Below are 15,429 nucleotides of genomic sequence, written 5' to 3'. Positions count from 1 at the left end.
CTTGTCTTTCTCGGAGAAAGGCCGTTCAACTTTCGCGTTTCATGAAATAAGAGTGGGGGAATGGACAGAGGGGTAGACAGTCAGGCGGTGGACATCGTTCCGGAAGAACGCGAGGAGGGCGAGTTGTCCGCCGGCCGCTGGTCCACCTTGCGCCGCACCTGGCGAACGCGGCGCCGGCGTCTCGTTCTCGCGGCACTCTCCATTCTCCTGCTTCCCTACCTGCTTATCTTCGTCTACCTCGCCGATTTCATCCATCCTGTTTCCACATTGATGTTGCGCGACCTCGTGCTGCTGCGCGGCTATGACCGGCAGTGGGTGGAGTTCGACGATATCGCGCCGGTTCTCGTCCAGTCGGTGATGATGTCCGAGGACGGCCAGTTCTGCGCTCACAACGGGGTCGACTGGACGCAGATGCGCGGCGTCGTCGAGGATGCGCTGGATGGCGAGCAGACCCGCGGCGCCAGCACCATCCCGATGCAGACGGTCAAAAACCTCTATCTCTGGAACGGCCGCTCCTTCATTCGCAAGGGCTTGGAACTGCCGCTCGCCGTCGTCGCCGATCTCGTCTGGAGCAAGCGGCGGATGATGGAAATCTACCTGAATGTCGCCGAGTGGGGCGACGGCATCTACGGCGTCGAAGCCGCCGCACGGCATCATTTCGGCGTTTCCGCCGCCAAGCTTTCGCGCCGCCAGGCCGCTCTGCTCGCCGTAGCGCTCCCCAATCCGATCGACCGCAATGCCGGCAAGCCGGGGCGGGGATTGAGGCGTCTCGCCTCGGTGATCGAGCGCCGCGCCGGCCGGTCCGGCGACTACATCACATGTCTTTATGATTGAGATGAAGGCAATTCATTGGTCCTGCCGCCGGTGATGTGGCAATCCTCTCGCCGAAACCAAATACAGTGAGGGATCCATGGCCAAGCTCGTTCTTTATGTCGGCAACAAGAATTATTCGTCCTGGTCGCTTCGGCCATGGCTGGCGCTCGAAGGCTGCGGCATCCCCTTCGAAGACGTCGTCATTCCTTTCGACTTTCCGGCGGGAAACCCGAAATTTCACGAGATCTCGCCGACGGGGCGCGTGCCGGTGCTTCACCACGGCGATACGCGCGTCTGGGAATCGCTGGCGATCATCGAGTACGCGGCCGAGCTCTTCCCGGAAGCCGGCCTCTGGCCGGAGGACCGCGAGGACCGGGCACGGGCGCGCAGCTATTCGATGGAGATGCTCTCCGGCTTCCGTGCGTTGCGCGGCGCCTGCCCGATGAACATCCGCCGGTCGGTGAAGGCGATCGCGCTTCCCGATGGCGTCATGGAGGACGTCGCACGGATTGAAGCGATCTGGCGCGAGGCGATCGCCCGCTCAGGCGGCCCCTTCCTTTTCAGCCGCTTCACCGCCGCCGACGCGATGTTTGCCCCCGTCGTCAACCGTTTGGAAGTGTACGAACTCACGACCGATTCGGGAACGCTCGCCTATATGGAAGCCGTCAAGTCGCACCCGGCCTTCCGCAAGTGGGAGGAGGCGGCCAAGGCAGAGCCATGGATTGTGCCCGAGGACGAGGCTTGAAGCCGGGGCAGGACGCGGGGCCGACAACCGCTTCACACTTTTCCTCGTCCCGCTCCGATTCGAAAATTTGCGCGCGGGGACTGGTCAAACCGTGGTCGGCCATGTATAAGCGCGCGAAATTTCCGAGATCGACATCTGTTTGACCCGGCCATTTTCGGCTGCTGAACAGTGTTTTGCCCGATAAGTGGAGAATGAAATGGCTGTACCGAAAAGAAAAACGAGCCCGTCCAAGCGTGGCATGCGCCGTTCCGCTGACGCCCTCAAGGCTCCAACCTACGTCGAAGACAAGAACTCCGGCGAACTACGCCGTCCGCACCACATCGACCTGAAGACCGGCATGTATCGCGGCCGTCAGGTGCTGACGCCGAAGGAAAACGCATAAGCGTTTCCGCTGGCGGATGAAGTTCGAAGGGTCGGCTCTGCCGGCCCTTTTTTCGTTGCTGCGGTCGGGATCATCCTTCAGAACCCCTCCCGACCCCAGGGGGAGGGTTGGGGAGGGAATCTTCGTTCGCGAGGAAATTGGACGTCAGCCCAAGTTGTCTAGCTTCGTCTGCAATGCGCGCAGTTGTTCCTTGAGCTCGTCGATGTCCTTCGCCTCGGCCTTCTTGCTTTCCTTGGCCGGAGGAGCGGCCATGAAGGGCGAGAACATCTGCATCGCCTGATGGAACATTTCGGTGTTGCGCTTGACCTGCTCCTCGACGAGCTGCAGCGGTACCTGCAGGTTCTTGCCGAGCGGCGTGTCGCCGAAAGCCTTGTTGATCTGCTCGCGCATTTGGGCCTGCTGTTCCGTGAAGGCCTGCATCGAATGTTCGAGGTAGCTCGGTACGACCATCTGCATCTGATCGCCGTAGAAGGAAATAAGCTGGCGCAGGAAGGAAATCGGCAGAAGCGTGTTGCCGGTCTTCGATTCCTGCTCGAAAATGATCTGCGTCAGCACGGAATGGGTGATGTCTTCGCCGGACTTGGCGTCCTGCACGATGAAGTCCTCGCCCCTCTTCACCATCACCGCCAGATCGTCGAGGGTTACATAGGTGCTCGTGCCGGTATTATAGAGCCGCCGGTTGGCGTATTTCTTGATAACGATCTGGCCTTCGTTCTTCGCCATCAGGGTCTCCTCTACCCATCATCCCGTCTTTATTGTGTTTTTTAAGAGTATCCGCAAAAGAGCGCCGCTGACAATCTCTTTGTGCGTTGCGGCGACGCAGGTGCAAAAGGTGATGAACGGCGCCGGCCGTGAAGCTTTTGTTGCAGAGCATCAAGGCGTTTGACTTGCGCTCCTGGCTTTGCCAGTCTGCTCGTCCAGGCAAAGGAAACAAGAGGAAACGTCCCATGAGCAATCCCTCCATCGTGATCGCCAGCGCCGCTCGCACCGCAGTCGGGTCCTTCAACGGCGCCTTCGGCAACACTCCCGCTCATGAACTGGGTGCAACGGTCATCAAGGCGGTCCTCGAACGGGCCGGAGTCGAGGCGGGCGAGGTCGACGAGGTGATCCTCGGCCAGGTGCTGCCGGCCGGCGAGGGGCAGAACCCGGCGCGTCAGGCGGCGATCAAGGCCGGTCTGCCGCAGGAGAAGACCGCCTGGGGCATGAACCAGCTCTGCGGCTCGGGCTTGCGCGCCGTCGCCCTCGGCATGCAGCAGATCGCCACCGGCGATGCGAACATCATCGTTGCCGGCGGCATGGAGTCGATGTCGATGGCGCCGCATTGCGCGCATTTGCGCGGCGGCGTCAAGATGGGCGACTACAAGATGATCGACACGATGATCAAGGACGGCCTGACCGACGCCTTCTACGGCTACCACATGGGCATCACCGCCGAGAACGTCGCGCGCAAGTGGCAGCTTACCCGCGAGGAGCAGGACGAATTCGCGCTTCGTTCGCAGAACAAGGCGGAAGCCGCACAGAAGGCCGGCCGGTTCGCCGACGAAATCGTTCCCTTCGTCGTCAAGACCCGTAAGGGCGACGTGACCGTCGACCAGGACGAATATATCCGCCATGGCGCCACGCTGGATTCGGTCGCCAAGCTCAGACCCGCCTTCGACAAGGAAGGCACGGTAACCGCCGGCAATGCCTCCGGGCTCAATGACGGCGCGGCCGCGACGCTGCTGATGACCGAGGCGGAAGCCTCGAGGCGCGGCATTCAGCCGCTCGCCCGCATCGTCTCCTGGGCAACCGCCGGCGTCGATCCGCAGATCATGGGCACCGGCCCGATCCCGGCCTCCCGCAAGGCGCTCGAGAAGGCCGGCTGGGCGATCGGCGACGTCGAACTCGTCGAGGCCAACGAAGCCTTCGCGGCCCAGGCCTGCGCGGTCAACAAGGATCTCGGCTGGGATCCGTCGATCGTCAACGTCAACGGCGGCGCGATCGCCATCGGCCATCCGATCGGCGCGTCCGGCGCCCGGGTTCTGAACACGCTGCTCTTCGAGATGAAGCGGCGCGGCGTTTCCAAGGGCCTTGCGACCCTCTGCATCGGTGGCGGCATGGGCGTCGCCATGTGCGTCGAGCGCCTGTAGCAGTTCGCGGCATGCATGGGCATCCGCCCTGTTTGATCGAGCGTGCGGCCTGGAGCTCCGGGCCGCCGAAGGACAATTTTTGACAGTTAACCCAAGTGGGAGGCAAAGATGAGCAGGGTAGCATTGGTTACGGGTGGGTCCCGCGGTATCGGCGCTGCGATTTCGGTGGCACTGAAGGCGGCGGGCTACAAGGTGGCCGCCAACTATGCCGGCAATGACGAAAAGGCCCAGGCCTTCAAGCAGGAAACCGGCATTCCGGTCTATAAATGGGACGTCTCCAGCTATCAGGCCTGCGTTGACGGCATCGCCAAGGTGGAGGCGGATCTCGGGCCGGTCGACGTTCTCGTCAACAATGCCGGCATCACCCGCGACGCGATGTTTCACAAGATGACGCCGGAACAGTGGGGCGAAGTCATCAACACCAACCTCACCGGCCTCTTCAACATGACCCATCCCGTTTGGTCGGGCATGCGCGACCGCGGCTTCGGCCGCGTCATCAACATCTCGTCGATCAACGGCCAGAAGGGGCAGATGGGCCAGGCGAACTATTCCGCAGCCAAGGCCGGCGATCTCGGCTTTACCAAGGCGCTTGCGCAGGAGGGCGCGGCTAAGGGCGTGACCGTCAATGCGATATGCCCCGGCTATATCGGCACGGAGATGGTGCGCGCGGTACCGGAGAAGGTGCTGAACGAAAGGATCATCCCGCAGATCCCGGTCGGCCGCCTCGGCGAGCCTGACGAGATCGGCCGCTGCGTCGTGTTCCTGGCATCCGACGAGTCGGGCTTCATCACCGGCTCGACGATCTCGGCGAATGGCGGGCAGTATTTCGCCTGACACCCGCGGACTCTCGGCATCATGCGGCGCTCTTCGGAGCGCCGCTTTCCTTTTCCGTCCGTTGCCCGAGCTGCGCCGCGGCGTCGGGCGAGACCGGACTCGAGGCCGGTGATCCCCGACACACTATATCTGGTAGCGCACTAAGCAGACGTCGCGCCGTTGCCGCCCGGAAGGGAGAGTCGCACCGATTCATCCGGCTGTCCGAAATGGCGATTCCTATTCCGGGAATCGAGGCGGCAAAAATGCAATTTTGGTCAAAATTTTTCAGCTGTTCCAGAGTCTTGGATTCGGAATCCTTTGAACCGGTTGCGTCATCGGACTCCGGAAAGCGGGCGCTTGAGAAGCGTGAAGCGCGCGCCTCGTCAACAGATTCAGCATATGGTGCGATTCGGCTCGACGTGGTCTATATGTAGCCGTGAACATACAGAGAATCGGCGCGAGTCAGCGATTCGTCTCCGATTCGTTCCACCGCTGTTCCAAGTGGCGATATTCGCATGGAAACTGAGCCCCAAGATATGGCCGGCAACAGCCTGGATTGTTTTATTGCTCGCGCCCCCTTGCGCTCGCGCTCGTGCATGGGCATCTGTTGCCCGCCGGGGTGCTGGCGCTCCGGCTCCTACTGCATGTACCTTAAATCGGAGCCGATTTAAGGATAAAAACATGCAGCAATCAGAAGTGCTGCAGCGACCTTTGTGCGTGTGGAAGACGTGCGGCGCTGTGGAGCATTTTGCAGTCAGGTGGACTCACCTGACGTTGCACAAATGCGGCAAAGACAAAAAGATAGATCGGGAGCGCGAACGCATGTGAGCGAATCCCGCTCTAGAGACTGCCCGGGATCGATGACCTTGTCCTTTCAATCCATGATCCTGAGCGGCCGCGGGGTTGCCGCGGTCCTCGGACCCACCAATACCGGCAAGACGCATTATGCCATCGAGCGCATGGTCGCGCATGACAGCGGCGTCATCGGGTTGCCTTTGCGATTGCTTGCTCGCGAGGTCTATACGCGCCTCGTCGAGAAGGTCGGGCACCACAATGTCGCGCTGATCACCGGCGAGGAAAAGATTGCGCCGCATCGCGCCCGCTATTCGGTCTGCACGGTGGAGGCGATGCCGCGCGAAACGACGGCTTCCTTCGTCGCGATCGACGAGGTGCAGCTCGCCGGCGACCTCGAGCGCGGTCACATCTTCACCGACAGGCTCCTGCATCTGCGCGGACGGGGAGAGACGCTCCTCCTCGGTGCCGCGACCATGCGGCCGATCCTCGAGCATCTTCTGCCCGGCATCACGGTGGTCGAACGGCCACGCATGTCGCAGCTTCTCTATGCCGGCTCGAAGAAGATCACCCGGCTGCCGCATCGCTCGGCGATCGTCGCCTTTTCGGCCGACGAGGTCTATGCCATCGCCGAGCTCATCCGGCGGCAGCGCGGCGGCGCCGCGGTGGTGCTCGGCGCGCTCTCGCCGCGGACCCGCAATGCCCAGGTGGCGCTCTATCAGGAGGGCGACGTCGACTATCTGGTGGCGACCGACGCTATCGGCATGGGGCTCAATCTCGATGTCGACCACGTCGCCTTCGCCCAGGATCGCAAGTTCGACGGCTACCAATACCGCAACCTCAATCCGGCCGAGCTCGCCCAGGTTGCCGGCCGCGCCGGCCGACACATCCGCGACGGCACCTTCGGAGTGACGGGCCGCGTCGACCCCTTCGAGGACGAGCTCGTGCACCGGATCGAATCGCACGAATTCGATCCGGTCCGGGTGCTGCAATGGCGCTCCAAGGCCGTCGACTATTCCTCGCTGAAGGCGCTGAAGCACAGCCTCGAGGCGGCACCGGCCGTATCCGGTCTGACGCGGGCCCTTCCGGCCGTCGACCAGCAGGCGCTCGAGCACCTGGCGCGCTATCCGGAAGTCGTCGACGTCGCCACGACCGCGGAACGGGTTGAGAAGCTGTGGGAAGCCTGTGCGCTTCCCGATTACCGCCGCATCACGCCGGCGCAGCACGCCGACCTGATCGCGAGCATCTATGCCGATCTCGTCCGCCATGGCGCTGTCAATGAGGACTTCATGGCCGAGCAGGTCCGCCGCGCCGACCATACGGATGGCGAGATTGACACACTTTCGGCGCGAATCGCGCAGATCAGGACCTGGACCTATGTGTCCAACCGGCCCGGGTGGCTTGCCGATCCGACACACTGGCAAGAAAAGACGCGGGAAATCGAAGATCGATTGTCCGACGCGTTACATGAAAGGTTGACGAAACGCTTCGTTGACCGCAGGACATCTGTGCTCATGAAGCGCCTGAGAGAGAATGCGATGCTGGAAGCAGAAATCAGTGTGAATGGTGATGTCTTCGTCGAAGGGCACCACGTGGGTCAGCTAACCGGTTTTCGGTTCACGCTCGTGGCCGGCAGCGAAGGAACGGATGCCAAGGCTGTCCAGGGTGCTGCCCAAAAGGCGCTGGCGCTGGAATTCGAGGCGCGCGCCGCCCGCCTGCATGCGGCCGGCAACAACGATCTGGCGCTCTCGTCGGACGGACTCGTGCGCTGGCTCGGCGATCCCGTGGCGCGGCTTGCGGCAAGCGACCACGTCATGCGGCCCCGCGTCATCCTGCTCGCCGACGAGCAGCTGCAGGCGAATGCCCGCGACCACGTCGTGGCGCGGATCGAGCGCTTCGTGAACCATCACATCAGCACGGTCCTGAAGCCGCTCGACGACATCTCGCGCGCCGAGGATCTCGAAGGCCTGGCGAAGGGTCTCGCCTTCCAGCTCGTCGAGAATCTCGGCGTCCTCTTCCGCCGCGACGTCGCCGAAGAGGTGAAGTCTCTCGACCAGGAGAGCCGGGCGTCGATCCGCAAATACGGCGTCCGCTTCGGCGCCTACCACATCTTCCTTCCGGCGCTCCTGAAGCCGGCGCCTGCGGAGCTGATCACGCTTCTCTGGGCGCTGAAGAACGACGGCCTCGACAAGCCGGGCTACGGCGAACTGATCCCCATGCTTGCCGCCGGCCGGACCTCGGTCGTCACCGACGCGTCCTTCGAGCGGACCTTCTACAAGCTTGCCGGCTTCCGCTATCTCGGCAAGCGCGCCGTTCGGATCGATATCCTGGAGCGTCTCGCCGACCTCATCCGCCCGCTCCTGCAATGGAAGCCGGGCGCAACGCCGCGGCCGGACGGCGCCTATGACGGCCGCCGTTTCACGACGACGACCTCGATGCTCTCGATCCTCGGCGCGACCCCCGACGACATGGAAGAGATCCTCAAGGGTCTCGGCTATCGCGCCGACAGCGTGACCGCCGAGGAAGCGGCGGCCTTTCTGGCAAAGCAGGACGGCACGCCGGCGGAGGCCGCGCCGACCGACGAGGCGGCCGGGGAGCATGTCGAAGCCGATGCGGACGCCGCGGCGGAACCTGCCGAGGAGGATGCGGCACCGGCGGAAGTGGATTCGGCAGAAGCCGCTCCGGCCGAGGCAGAAGCCGCCTCGACGGAGGCGACCAGCGACGAGTCTCCCGTGGCGGAGCAGCCGGAAGAGCCGGCCGAGCCGAAGCCGGTGCTTCTGTGGCGGCCGGGCACGCGTCAGGACAACCAGCGCAGCGGCCGCCATCAGGGAGACCAGCGCCGCGGCGGCCAGCGCCACGGTGAGCGTCACGGTCAGGGCGAGGCAAGGGAAGGCGGCCGCAAGGGCGGTGCACCGGCGCGCGGCAAGGCTCAGGACGGCAAGCCGGGCGGCCATCGCAAGGAGCGCCAGGACCGTCACGAGCGACACGACCGGTCGGACCGGTCTGGCAAGTTCGACAGCCGCCCGCCGCGCAAGGAGAAGCCGATCGATCCGGATTCGCCCTTCGCGAAGCTCGCCGCGCTCAAGGAGCAACTGAAAAAGTAGGCGGACCATGGAGAAACAGCCAGCCTCATCGCCTGCCGCGCGCCAGCGGCTCGACAAGTGGCTGTTCTTCGCCCGGCTGATCAAATCGCGCTCGCTCGCCCAGAAGGCGATCGAGGCCGGCCATGTGGCCGTCAACGGCGTCCGGACGACGCAGCCGTCGGCGCAGATCAAGGCCGGCGACAGGCTGGAGCTTTCGCTCGAACGGCGCGACCTCGTCGTGCGGGTCCTGCTGCCGGGTAACCGGCGAGGTCCCTATGAGGAGGCGCGGCTGCTTTACGAGGACCTGACGCCGCCCGCACCCGCCGAGCGTCGCACAGCCTTCGACCAGGCAACCCGCGATCGCGGCGCAGGACGGCCGACGAAACAGGAGCGGCGCGAGACGGACCGGCTGAGGCCCGATTTCGGCGACGACGACTAGCGTCCTCCATCGTGGTTTGGGCGGCGGTCGTGGTACGGGAGATGCCGTCGCGGCTGTCCTCTGAGGGGCCGTCCAGCAACTTTGGATGCTTCGATCCGATAGCCCGGCGATGCTGGAAAACTCTGCCCTTTTCGCGGCAAAAGGCGAGTGGATTATTCTTGCAAAGGCCGCTTAAAGCCTTTACGTCACAAGCCATGTTGCAGCACCCCGCGCCGTTCGGGCGCGCAAGGGTCGCTGTATGAAATTTGAAATGCTGCATGGTCTTATCCTTGAACCGGTGCCGATTTAAGGAACCCTGCAGGAGGTGGCACTTGCGGTTTGCTTCGGGCAGCTATGCGCGCCGGACATTCCTAGCATGCGCGGACGATCGAGCATTGCCGACTGCCATCTGATGAGAGCATTGGCTGGAGTACCTCATGACGTATGTCGTGACCGACAATTGCATTCGCTGCAAGTACACGGACTGCGTGGAAGTCTGCCCGGTGGACTGCTTCTACGAGGGCGAGAACTTTCTCGTCATCCATCCGGACGAGTGCATCGATTGCGGCGTGTGCGAACCGGAATGTCCCGCAAATGCGATCAAGCCGGATACCGAGCCAGGCCTCGACATGTGGTTGAAATTGAACGCCGATTTTGCGACGCAGTGGCCGAACATCACGGTTAAGCGCGACCCTCTGCCGGAAGCGAAGGAGATGGACGGCGTCGAAGGGAAGTACGAGCAGTATTTCTCCGAGAAGCCCGGCCAGGGCGACTGAGGCCCGGCCGCTCGGTTCGCCGCGGCTGACGGAGCGCTAAACGCGCGAGGCCGGAAATCTGGGGAAATCCCATCGGTGCCTCGCAGGTGCGAGCATGGCGGCTTGATCGTTGCCATGCAGCAAATTATTGATTTCCGCTCTTTTTTATGGTAGGTTCCAGACACTGATCCACAGAGGGTGCTTTTGCGCGCCCGAAAACCAGCACGAAAGCAAATCGATTTCCACGGCGCGGCACTTTCAAAATAGGCAACGTTCCGTTGCTCGTGACTGCGACGCAAGAAGCCGTTTGCATTTCGTTGGACGGACCAGGATTGACCCCACCCGGCGGTATCCCCGTCTATCCGGGCCTCACGACCCGGCCCGGCCGATCGAGGCCGGTGCGCACTAGGGAGTGTTTGAAACGAATGACGACCCAGCAGAAAAAATCTTCAACGCGCCAAGGCTTCAAGACCGGTGAATCGATCGTTTATCCGGCTCATGGCGTTGGTCAGATCGTGGCGATTGAGGAGCAGGAAGTCGCCGGCATGAAGCTCGAGCTTTTTGTCATCGATTTCGAAAAGGACAAGATGCGTCTCAAGGTGCCGGTGGCTAAGGCCGTCAGCATCGGGATGCGCAAACTGTCCGAAACCGATTTCGTCGACCGCGCATTGAAGGTTGTGCAGGGCAAGGCACGCGTGAAGCGGACCATGTGGTCGCGTCGCGCGCAGGAATACGATGCCAAGATCAATTCCGGCGATCTCATTTCCATCGCGGAAGTGGTGCGCGATCTCTATCGTGCGGAAAACCAGCCGGAACAGTCCTATTCCGAGCGCCAGCTCTACGAAGCCGCTCTCGACCGCATGGCGCGCGAAATCGCTGCCGTGAACAAGATGTCGGAAACGGAAGCCGTGCGCCTCGTCGAAGCCAATCTGAACAAGGGGCCGAAGCGCGGCAAGGCCATCGAGGAAGACGAGCAGGACGAAGCCGCCTGACCGGCAGCGAAACGCTTCGCCAGCATTCAGCAATTGGATCTAGGCCCGGCATCAGCGCCGGGCCTTTTTTCTTGCCTCAGTGCCTTTCGCGCACCGCACAATGCTACTGCATGTCTCCTTATATCGACCTCCATTTAAGGACCAAGACATGCAGCAGTTCAAAGTGCTCAGCGACCTTTGCGCGATTAGACGCGCGGCGCTGCAGGTGCATGGCTCGCGACCTGCAATCTAAAATCGTTACCGCGACAGGGAACTTTTCGACCCAGCGCACGTTTCTCGTTCACGGGATAGGCGCGCGCCTGCGTTCCCGCGCGATCGTGGTTCTGTGAGTGCTCACCGTTTCAGGTCGTATTCCTCGATGTAGGGCACTGCTTCAATTCGTCAAGCAGGGCCGGCCGCCCTTCAACCGACCGCCGCGACAGGCGTTCGGCTCTTCTAGGATCAACAGTGTTGGCGTTCGGCGCCAGCCAGGGAGCAATCGATGAAGACCCTTACAGCAGACAGGCGTTTGATCAAGATTGCAATGGATGCCCCTTATCTCGAGCGGGACGAGGAGCATGCGCTGGCGGAGGCCTGGCGGAACGACCACGACCAGGAAGCCCGAAACAAGATCGCCATGTCGCATATGCGGCTGGTGATCGCCATGGCCGCCAAGTTCCGTAGCTTCGGCCTGCCGATGGGCGATCTCGTCCAGGAGGGGCATATCGGCCTTTTGGAGGCGGCGGCGCGGTTCGAGCCGAGCCGCGAGGTGCGTTTCTCGACCTACGCCACCTGGTGGATTCGCGCATCCATGCAGGACTTCGTGCTGCGCAACTGGTCGATCGTCAGGGGCGGCACCAGCTCGGCGCAAAAGGCGCTGTTCTTCAACTTGCGCCGGCTCAGGGCCCGCCTCGCCCAGGGCGACCGCCAGCTTACATCGCAGGCTATGCACGAGGAAATCGCTGCCGCCCTCGGCGTCAGCCTCGCCGACGTGCAGACCATGGACGCCCGTCTCTCCGGAAACGACGCCTCCCTGCAGGCGCCGGTCGGCCACGGCGACGCCGATGGCGGTGCGCGGCTCGATTTCCTGCCGAGCGATGCGCCGCTCCCCGACGAGCAGGTGAGCGACATGATCGACGGCGAGCGGGCGCGCCGCTGGCTGCAGCTCGCGCTGACGCAGCTGACCGAGCGCGAGATGAAGATCATCCGGGCACGCCGTCTTTCCGAGGACGGCGCAACCCTCGAGGAGCTCGGTCTGGCGCTGGGCATATCGAAGGAGCGTGTGCGGCAGATCGAAACCCGGGCGCTGGAGAAGCTGCGGACGGCGTTGGCGGCAAAGGCCCCGGCACTGACTGCCGCCATGCACTGATCGCGCGCTGAAGCCGTTATTGGGCGCTCGTTCCTGCGTCCTCAAGTGCCCTCAGAATTCGATAGGCGGCCTTCACCCGTGCCGGAATGGGATAGCCCCTGTTGGCAAGAATGACGACGCCAATCCGCTGCGTGGGCACAAAGGCGGCATAGGCGCCGAATCCGCCCGTCGAACCCGTCTTGTTGATCAGCACGTCCTCCCGTGGCGCCCGCGGCGGATCGTGCCTTGTGACCTTGTTGGGTTTCAAGCTCACCTCGGGCGAGTTTCCTGCCAGCAGCGCCTCAAGCTCGACCGGGTAGGGATACATCTCCCACCCAAGCCCTTGCGTCATGTCACCGACACTGAAGTAACCGGTGTGCGTCGCGGCGATCGCCCCCCGGAGCGTCTCGTCGACTGCTGCGCCGCCCATATTGGCCTCGACAAAGCGGATCAGATCGCCGGCCGTGGTCTTGACGCCATAGGCTTCCGAATCGAGCACGCCGGGATTCACCCGGACCGGCTTGCCGGCTTTCGAATATCCATGCGCATAGTCGTCCATGCGATCTTCCGGCACGCTGATATGGGTCTCGGTAAGACCGAGTGACGGGAAGAGCGTCTTTTCCATGAGATCGTCGAAAGGCTTTCCCATGCCTCTGGCGGCAAGGTAGCCGAACAGGCCGATGCTGGGATTCGAATAGAGCCTGTGGGTGCCGGGGGCGTAGTCCGGCCGCCAGGCTTTGAAATAGGCGACCATCTCGTTCTCATCGGTGACCGACGCCGGAAACTGCAAAGGCAGGCCGCCCGCCGAATAGGTGGCGAGATCGAGAAGACTGATTTCCTCGAAGCGGCTTCCGGCGAGTGTCGGCAGGTATTTGCTGGCGCTGCCGGAGAGAGACAGGTCTCCACGCGCCTCGCCGTAGGCGGCGAGCGTTGCCGTAAAGGTCTTGCTGATCGAGCCGATCTCGAAAAGCGTCCGATCGCCGACCTTCCGTCCGGTTTCCTTCGAAGCGACGCCGTAGTTGAAGACGTATCGTCTCCCCTCGACCGTCACTGCGACAGCCATTCCGGGAATGTCGTATTCCTTCATCACCGGGCCGACCGCCTCGTCAACGACGCGCCCGATGTTTTCCCGGTCATCGCCGGCAATTGCCTGGGTGCATGCGCCGCTGAAAAGAGAAACGGCCGCAACGACTGCAAGCGTCTGAAAGTGCCTGTTTTTCATGCTGATTCATCCCCGTCCAAGACCGTCAGTGGCTTACTTACTGCATGATTCCTTGAATCGTAGCCGAATTAAGGAAGAAGGCGGCAATTCAAAGTTGTTACACTTTGAGGGTGCGTTGCCGAAGAATGAGGAGAGAGCGGCGGCCATCACCTATTCGGCGATGATCTTCACCTTGTCGCCCGGCTTTACGGTGGATGTGACCTGCATGGCGTTGATGAGCCGGAAAAGGTCGAGCTTCCTGTCCGTTCCCATCATCCGCGCCGCCAATGTGGCGCTCGTGTCGCCCGGCCGCACCGTCACCACCCTGATGCGCAGCGGCTTCAGGGATTGGACTTCGGCCGTAGACATGCGGCGGAAGGAGCTGCGCAACTGGCTCGCGGTCGCTTCAAGCGCGGTCGATCCCTTCGGAACCGCGGTCAGGAAGCGATAGATGCGGTCGCCGAGCCGGATGACGGTGACGTCGAAATCCCAGCGATCGGCGGAGGCACGCGCCGTCGCAGCCTCAAGGCCGCTGACGGAAACGGGACGAATGGTGTCGGGCTGCAGGCCGGTCACCCAGCCGCTGGCAATGTAGTCGGTCAAGTTGCGGCGGGCGTTGTCGGAAATGCCGTCGAAGCGGATGGCGACCTCGCCCGGACCCGTCGCCAGCACGGCTTCGGCCTTGTTGTCGATCTGGAAACCCTGGGGCACGTCGAAGCGTATGCCGAGCTGGCCGTGCAGGAAGGTCTGGCCGCGGACATAGCCTTCCTCCGGGCTGTCGCCATAGAGCAGCCCGTCAATGCCGGCGAGATAGTAATCCCGGCCGCGGTCGCCGCTCGTTCCTTCTGGGCCGAAGGCGCGCGCATGCCGGCGCGCCAGTTCGACGCGCTGCGGCGCGTTCGGGTGGCTCGACAGGAAGTCGAGGCTCTGGTCCGCTTCGGGATCGACCGCGGTGAAGCGGCTATAGGCAGCCATCGAATCGAGGAAGCGCGCGGCGGCGTAGGGATCGTAGCCGGCTTCGCCGAGCATCCTAACACCGATCACGTCGGCCTGCAGTTCCTGGTTGCGCGAGAAAGCCGCAAGCCGCAGCTTGCCGCGGGCGAGCGCCTGCTTGCCGGCAAGATTGGAGGACAGCACTTCGGAGACGACGCGGCTGGCGATCACCTCCGCCTCTTCGCGCTGCTGGCGCTGGATGCCGTGATTGGCGGTGACGTGCGCCATTTCGTGCGAAAGCACGGCGGCGACTTCCGAGGCGTCGTCGGCAAGCGCCAGCAAGCCGCGCGTGACGTAGAGATAGCCGCCCGGCAGCGCAAAGGCGTTGATTGCCGGGGAATTGAGGATGGTGATGCGGTAGGACTGCTGCGGGTTTTCCGAAACCGCCGTCAGCGCGCCGGTGATGCGGGCGACGAGCCGTTCGGTCTTGGCGTCCTTGTACTCGCCGCCGTAGCTCGCGACGATGCGCGGATGCTCGCGCGCGCCGAGCTGGGCGCGCGGATCGTTCTTCTGCACCTCCTCGACAATCTGCGGATTGGAGGAGGGTGAGACGGCGGGCTCGTAAGTCTGCTCGATGATCGACTGGCAGGCGGAAAGAAGGCTGAATGAAGACAGCGCAACCAAGGCGCGCAAAACCATGCCGGCATGCCGCGTCGGAAACCAGTCTCTTGTGACTGTCTGCCTTGCCATTCCTCAGCCCGTTCCATCCGCCGATGGCGCCTCTCGCCCTCGACGAAAAATCCTACTTTTTCAGCCGCATAACGCCGCCGGCGCCGGGTTTCTCAGCCATAACTCTGCTGTATCGATTTAACCGGCGCCTGCCTAGCTGATCCCAGTAGAAATAGTTGCCCCGTGGTATCACAGCAACGGATGCGCGAGTAACCTGCGCATCCGACCGGACGTTCCGCGCGTCGCATAGCGGGGCGGTCAAATTGTGGCGAAACGCGCATTGTCCAAAGATACTGCCGTAGTGCCCCGACCAATGG

At 62.9% G+C, this 15,429-nt stretch carries 14 protein-coding genes; 10 read left to right on the top strand and 4 right to left on the bottom strand.

Annotated features, from left to right (window positions below; all coding sequences use genetic code 11):
• The first annotated feature begins 60 nt into the window (after positions 1 to 60).
• From mtgA to rpmF, 3 genes are all read left to right on the top strand, one after another.
• Positions 61 to 834, top strand: coding sequence for a monofunctional biosynthetic peptidoglycan transglycosylase (gene mtgA, locus CO664_RS19075; protein WP_037418243.1), 774 nt, complete (start codon positions 61 to 63; stop codon positions 832 to 834).
• Positions 835 to 910: 76 nt separating this feature from the next.
• On the top strand, positions 911 to 1,558 hold the full coding sequence (locus CO664_RS19070; RefSeq protein WP_097539617.1) for a glutathione S-transferase family protein: 648 nt from the start codon (positions 911 to 913) through the stop codon (positions 1,556 to 1,558).
• Positions 1,559 to 1,754: 196 nt separating this feature from the next.
• Positions 1,755 to 1,940, top strand: a complete 186-nt coding sequence (gene rpmF / locus CO664_RS19065; RefSeq protein WP_026186748.1) for a 50S ribosomal protein L32 — start codon at positions 1,755 to 1,757, stop codon at positions 1,938 to 1,940.
• Between the two features lie 144 nt (positions 1,941 to 2,084).
• Here rpmF and phaR read toward each other — a convergent pair whose 3' ends face one another.
• A complete protein-coding gene (gene phaR / locus CO664_RS19060) occupies positions 2,085 to 2,663 on the bottom strand; it encodes a polyhydroxyalkanoate synthesis repressor PhaR (protein WP_037390320.1) in 579 nt (192 codons plus the stop codon).
• Positions 2,605 to 2,889, bottom strand: a complete 285-nt coding sequence (locus CO664_RS30245; protein ID WP_141471734.1) for a hypothetical protein — start codon at positions 2,887 to 2,889, stop codon at positions 2,605 to 2,607. Before CO664_RS30245 ends, phaR begins: the two co-directional genes overlap by 59 nt.
• On the opposite strand from CO664_RS30245, the gene CO664_RS19055 reads away from it, so the two are divergent.
• From CO664_RS19055 to CO664_RS19025, 7 genes are all read left to right on the top strand, one after another.
• A complete protein-coding gene (locus CO664_RS19055; RefSeq protein WP_037418236.1) occupies positions 2,888 to 4,069 on the top strand; it encodes an acetyl-CoA C-acetyltransferase in 1,182 nt (393 codons plus the stop codon). The two genes, CO664_RS30245 and CO664_RS19055, sit on opposite strands and share 2 nt — an antisense overlap.
• A gap of 108 nt (positions 4,070 to 4,177) precedes the next feature.
• Complete coding sequence (locus CO664_RS19050) at positions 4,178 to 4,903, top strand: beta-ketoacyl-ACP reductase (protein ID WP_097539616.1); 726 nt, start codon at positions 4,178 to 4,180, stop codon at positions 4,901 to 4,903.
• A gap of 860 nt (positions 4,904 to 5,763) precedes the next feature.
• Positions 5,764 to 8,778 (top strand): helicase-related protein, encoded by a 3,015-nt coding sequence (locus CO664_RS19045; protein WP_176536624.1) that lies wholly within the window; start codon positions 5,764 to 5,766, stop codon positions 8,776 to 8,778.
• 7 nt (positions 8,779 to 8,785) lie between these two features.
• Positions 8,786 to 9,196, top strand: coding sequence for an RNA-binding S4 domain-containing protein (locus CO664_RS19040; protein ID WP_097539613.1), 411 nt, complete (start codon positions 8,786 to 8,788; stop codon positions 9,194 to 9,196).
• A gap of 416 nt (positions 9,197 to 9,612) precedes the next feature.
• Positions 9,613 to 9,951, top strand: coding sequence for a ferredoxin FdxA (gene fdxA / locus CO664_RS19035; protein WP_037390327.1), 339 nt, complete (start codon positions 9,613 to 9,615; stop codon positions 9,949 to 9,951).
• Positions 9,952 to 10,355: 404 nt separating this feature from the next.
• Entirely contained in the window at positions 10,356 to 10,922 is a 567-nt protein-coding gene (locus tag CO664_RS19030; RefSeq protein WP_018235988.1) for a CarD family transcriptional regulator, read from the top strand.
• A 481-nt stretch (positions 10,923 to 11,403) separates the two neighbouring features.
• A complete protein-coding gene (locus CO664_RS19025) occupies positions 11,404 to 12,270 on the top strand; it encodes an RNA polymerase factor sigma-32 (protein ID WP_064252367.1) in 867 nt (288 codons plus the stop codon).
• Positions 12,271 to 12,286: 16 nt separating this feature from the next.
• On the opposite strand, the gene ampC is transcribed toward CO664_RS19025, so the two are convergent.
• A complete protein-coding gene (gene ampC / locus CO664_RS19020; protein ID WP_097539611.1) occupies positions 12,287 to 13,471 on the bottom strand; it encodes a class C beta-lactamase in 1,185 nt (394 codons plus the stop codon).
• Between the two features lie 150 nt (positions 13,472 to 13,621).
• The gene (locus CO664_RS19015) at positions 13,622 to 15,133 is read right to left on the bottom strand and encodes a M48 family metalloprotease (RefSeq protein WP_037418120.1); all 1,512 of its coding nucleotides are present in this window, start codon (positions 15,131 to 15,133) and stop codon (positions 13,622 to 13,624) included.
• Between the last annotated feature and the right edge of the window lie 296 nt (positions 15,134 to 15,429).

Source organism: Sinorhizobium sp. NG07B (assembly GCF_002532005.1).
GTDB lineage: Bacteria > Pseudomonadota > Alphaproteobacteria > Rhizobiales > Rhizobiaceae > Sinorhizobium > Sinorhizobium fredii_C.
This window is presented reverse-complemented; position numbering and strand designations above follow the sequence as displayed.

Bases quoted from the DNA above. Each gene is read 5' to 3' on its own strand.
- mtgA (WP_037418243.1), top strand. From the start codon at position 61: ATGGACAGAGGGGTAGACAGTCAGGCGGTGGACATCGTTCCGGAAGAA.
- CO664_RS19070 (WP_097539617.1), top strand. From the start codon at position 911: ATGGCCAAGCTCGTTCTTTATGTCGGCAACAAGAATTATTCGTCCTGG.
- rpmF (WP_026186748.1), top strand. From the start codon at position 1,755: ATGGCTGTACCGAAAAGAAAAACGAGCCCGTCCAAGCGTGGCATGCGC.
- phaR (WP_037390320.1), bottom strand. From the start codon at position 2,663: ATGGCGAAGAACGAAGGCCAGATCGTTATCAAGAAATACGCCAACCGG.
- CO664_RS19055 (WP_037418236.1), top strand. From the start codon at position 2,888: ATGAGCAATCCCTCCATCGTGATCGCCAGCGCCGCTCGCACCGCAGTC.
- CO664_RS30245 (WP_141471734.1), bottom strand. From the start codon at position 2,889: ATGGGACGTTTCCTCTTGTTTCCTTTGCCTGGACGAGCAGACTGGCAA.
- CO664_RS19050 (WP_097539616.1), top strand. From the start codon at position 4,178: ATGAGCAGGGTAGCATTGGTTACGGGTGGGTCCCGCGGTATCGGCGCT.
- CO664_RS19045 (WP_176536624.1), top strand. From the start codon at position 5,764: ATGATCCTGAGCGGCCGCGGGGTTGCCGCGGTCCTCGGACCCACCAAT.
- CO664_RS19040 (WP_097539613.1), top strand. From the start codon at position 8,786: ATGGAGAAACAGCCAGCCTCATCGCCTGCCGCGCGCCAGCGGCTCGAC.
- fdxA (WP_037390327.1), top strand. From the start codon at position 9,613: ATGACGTATGTCGTGACCGACAATTGCATTCGCTGCAAGTACACGGAC.
- CO664_RS19030 (WP_018235988.1), top strand. From the start codon at position 10,356: ATGACGACCCAGCAGAAAAAATCTTCAACGCGCCAAGGCTTCAAGACC.
- CO664_RS19025 (WP_064252367.1), top strand. From the start codon at position 11,404: ATGAAGACCCTTACAGCAGACAGGCGTTTGATCAAGATTGCAATGGAT.
- ampC (WP_097539611.1), bottom strand. From the start codon at position 13,471: ATGAAAAACAGGCACTTTCAGACGCTTGCAGTCGTTGCGGCCGTTTCT.
- CO664_RS19015 (WP_037418120.1), bottom strand. From the start codon at position 15,133: ATGGCAAGGCAGACAGTCACAAGAGACTGGTTTCCGACGCGGCATGCC.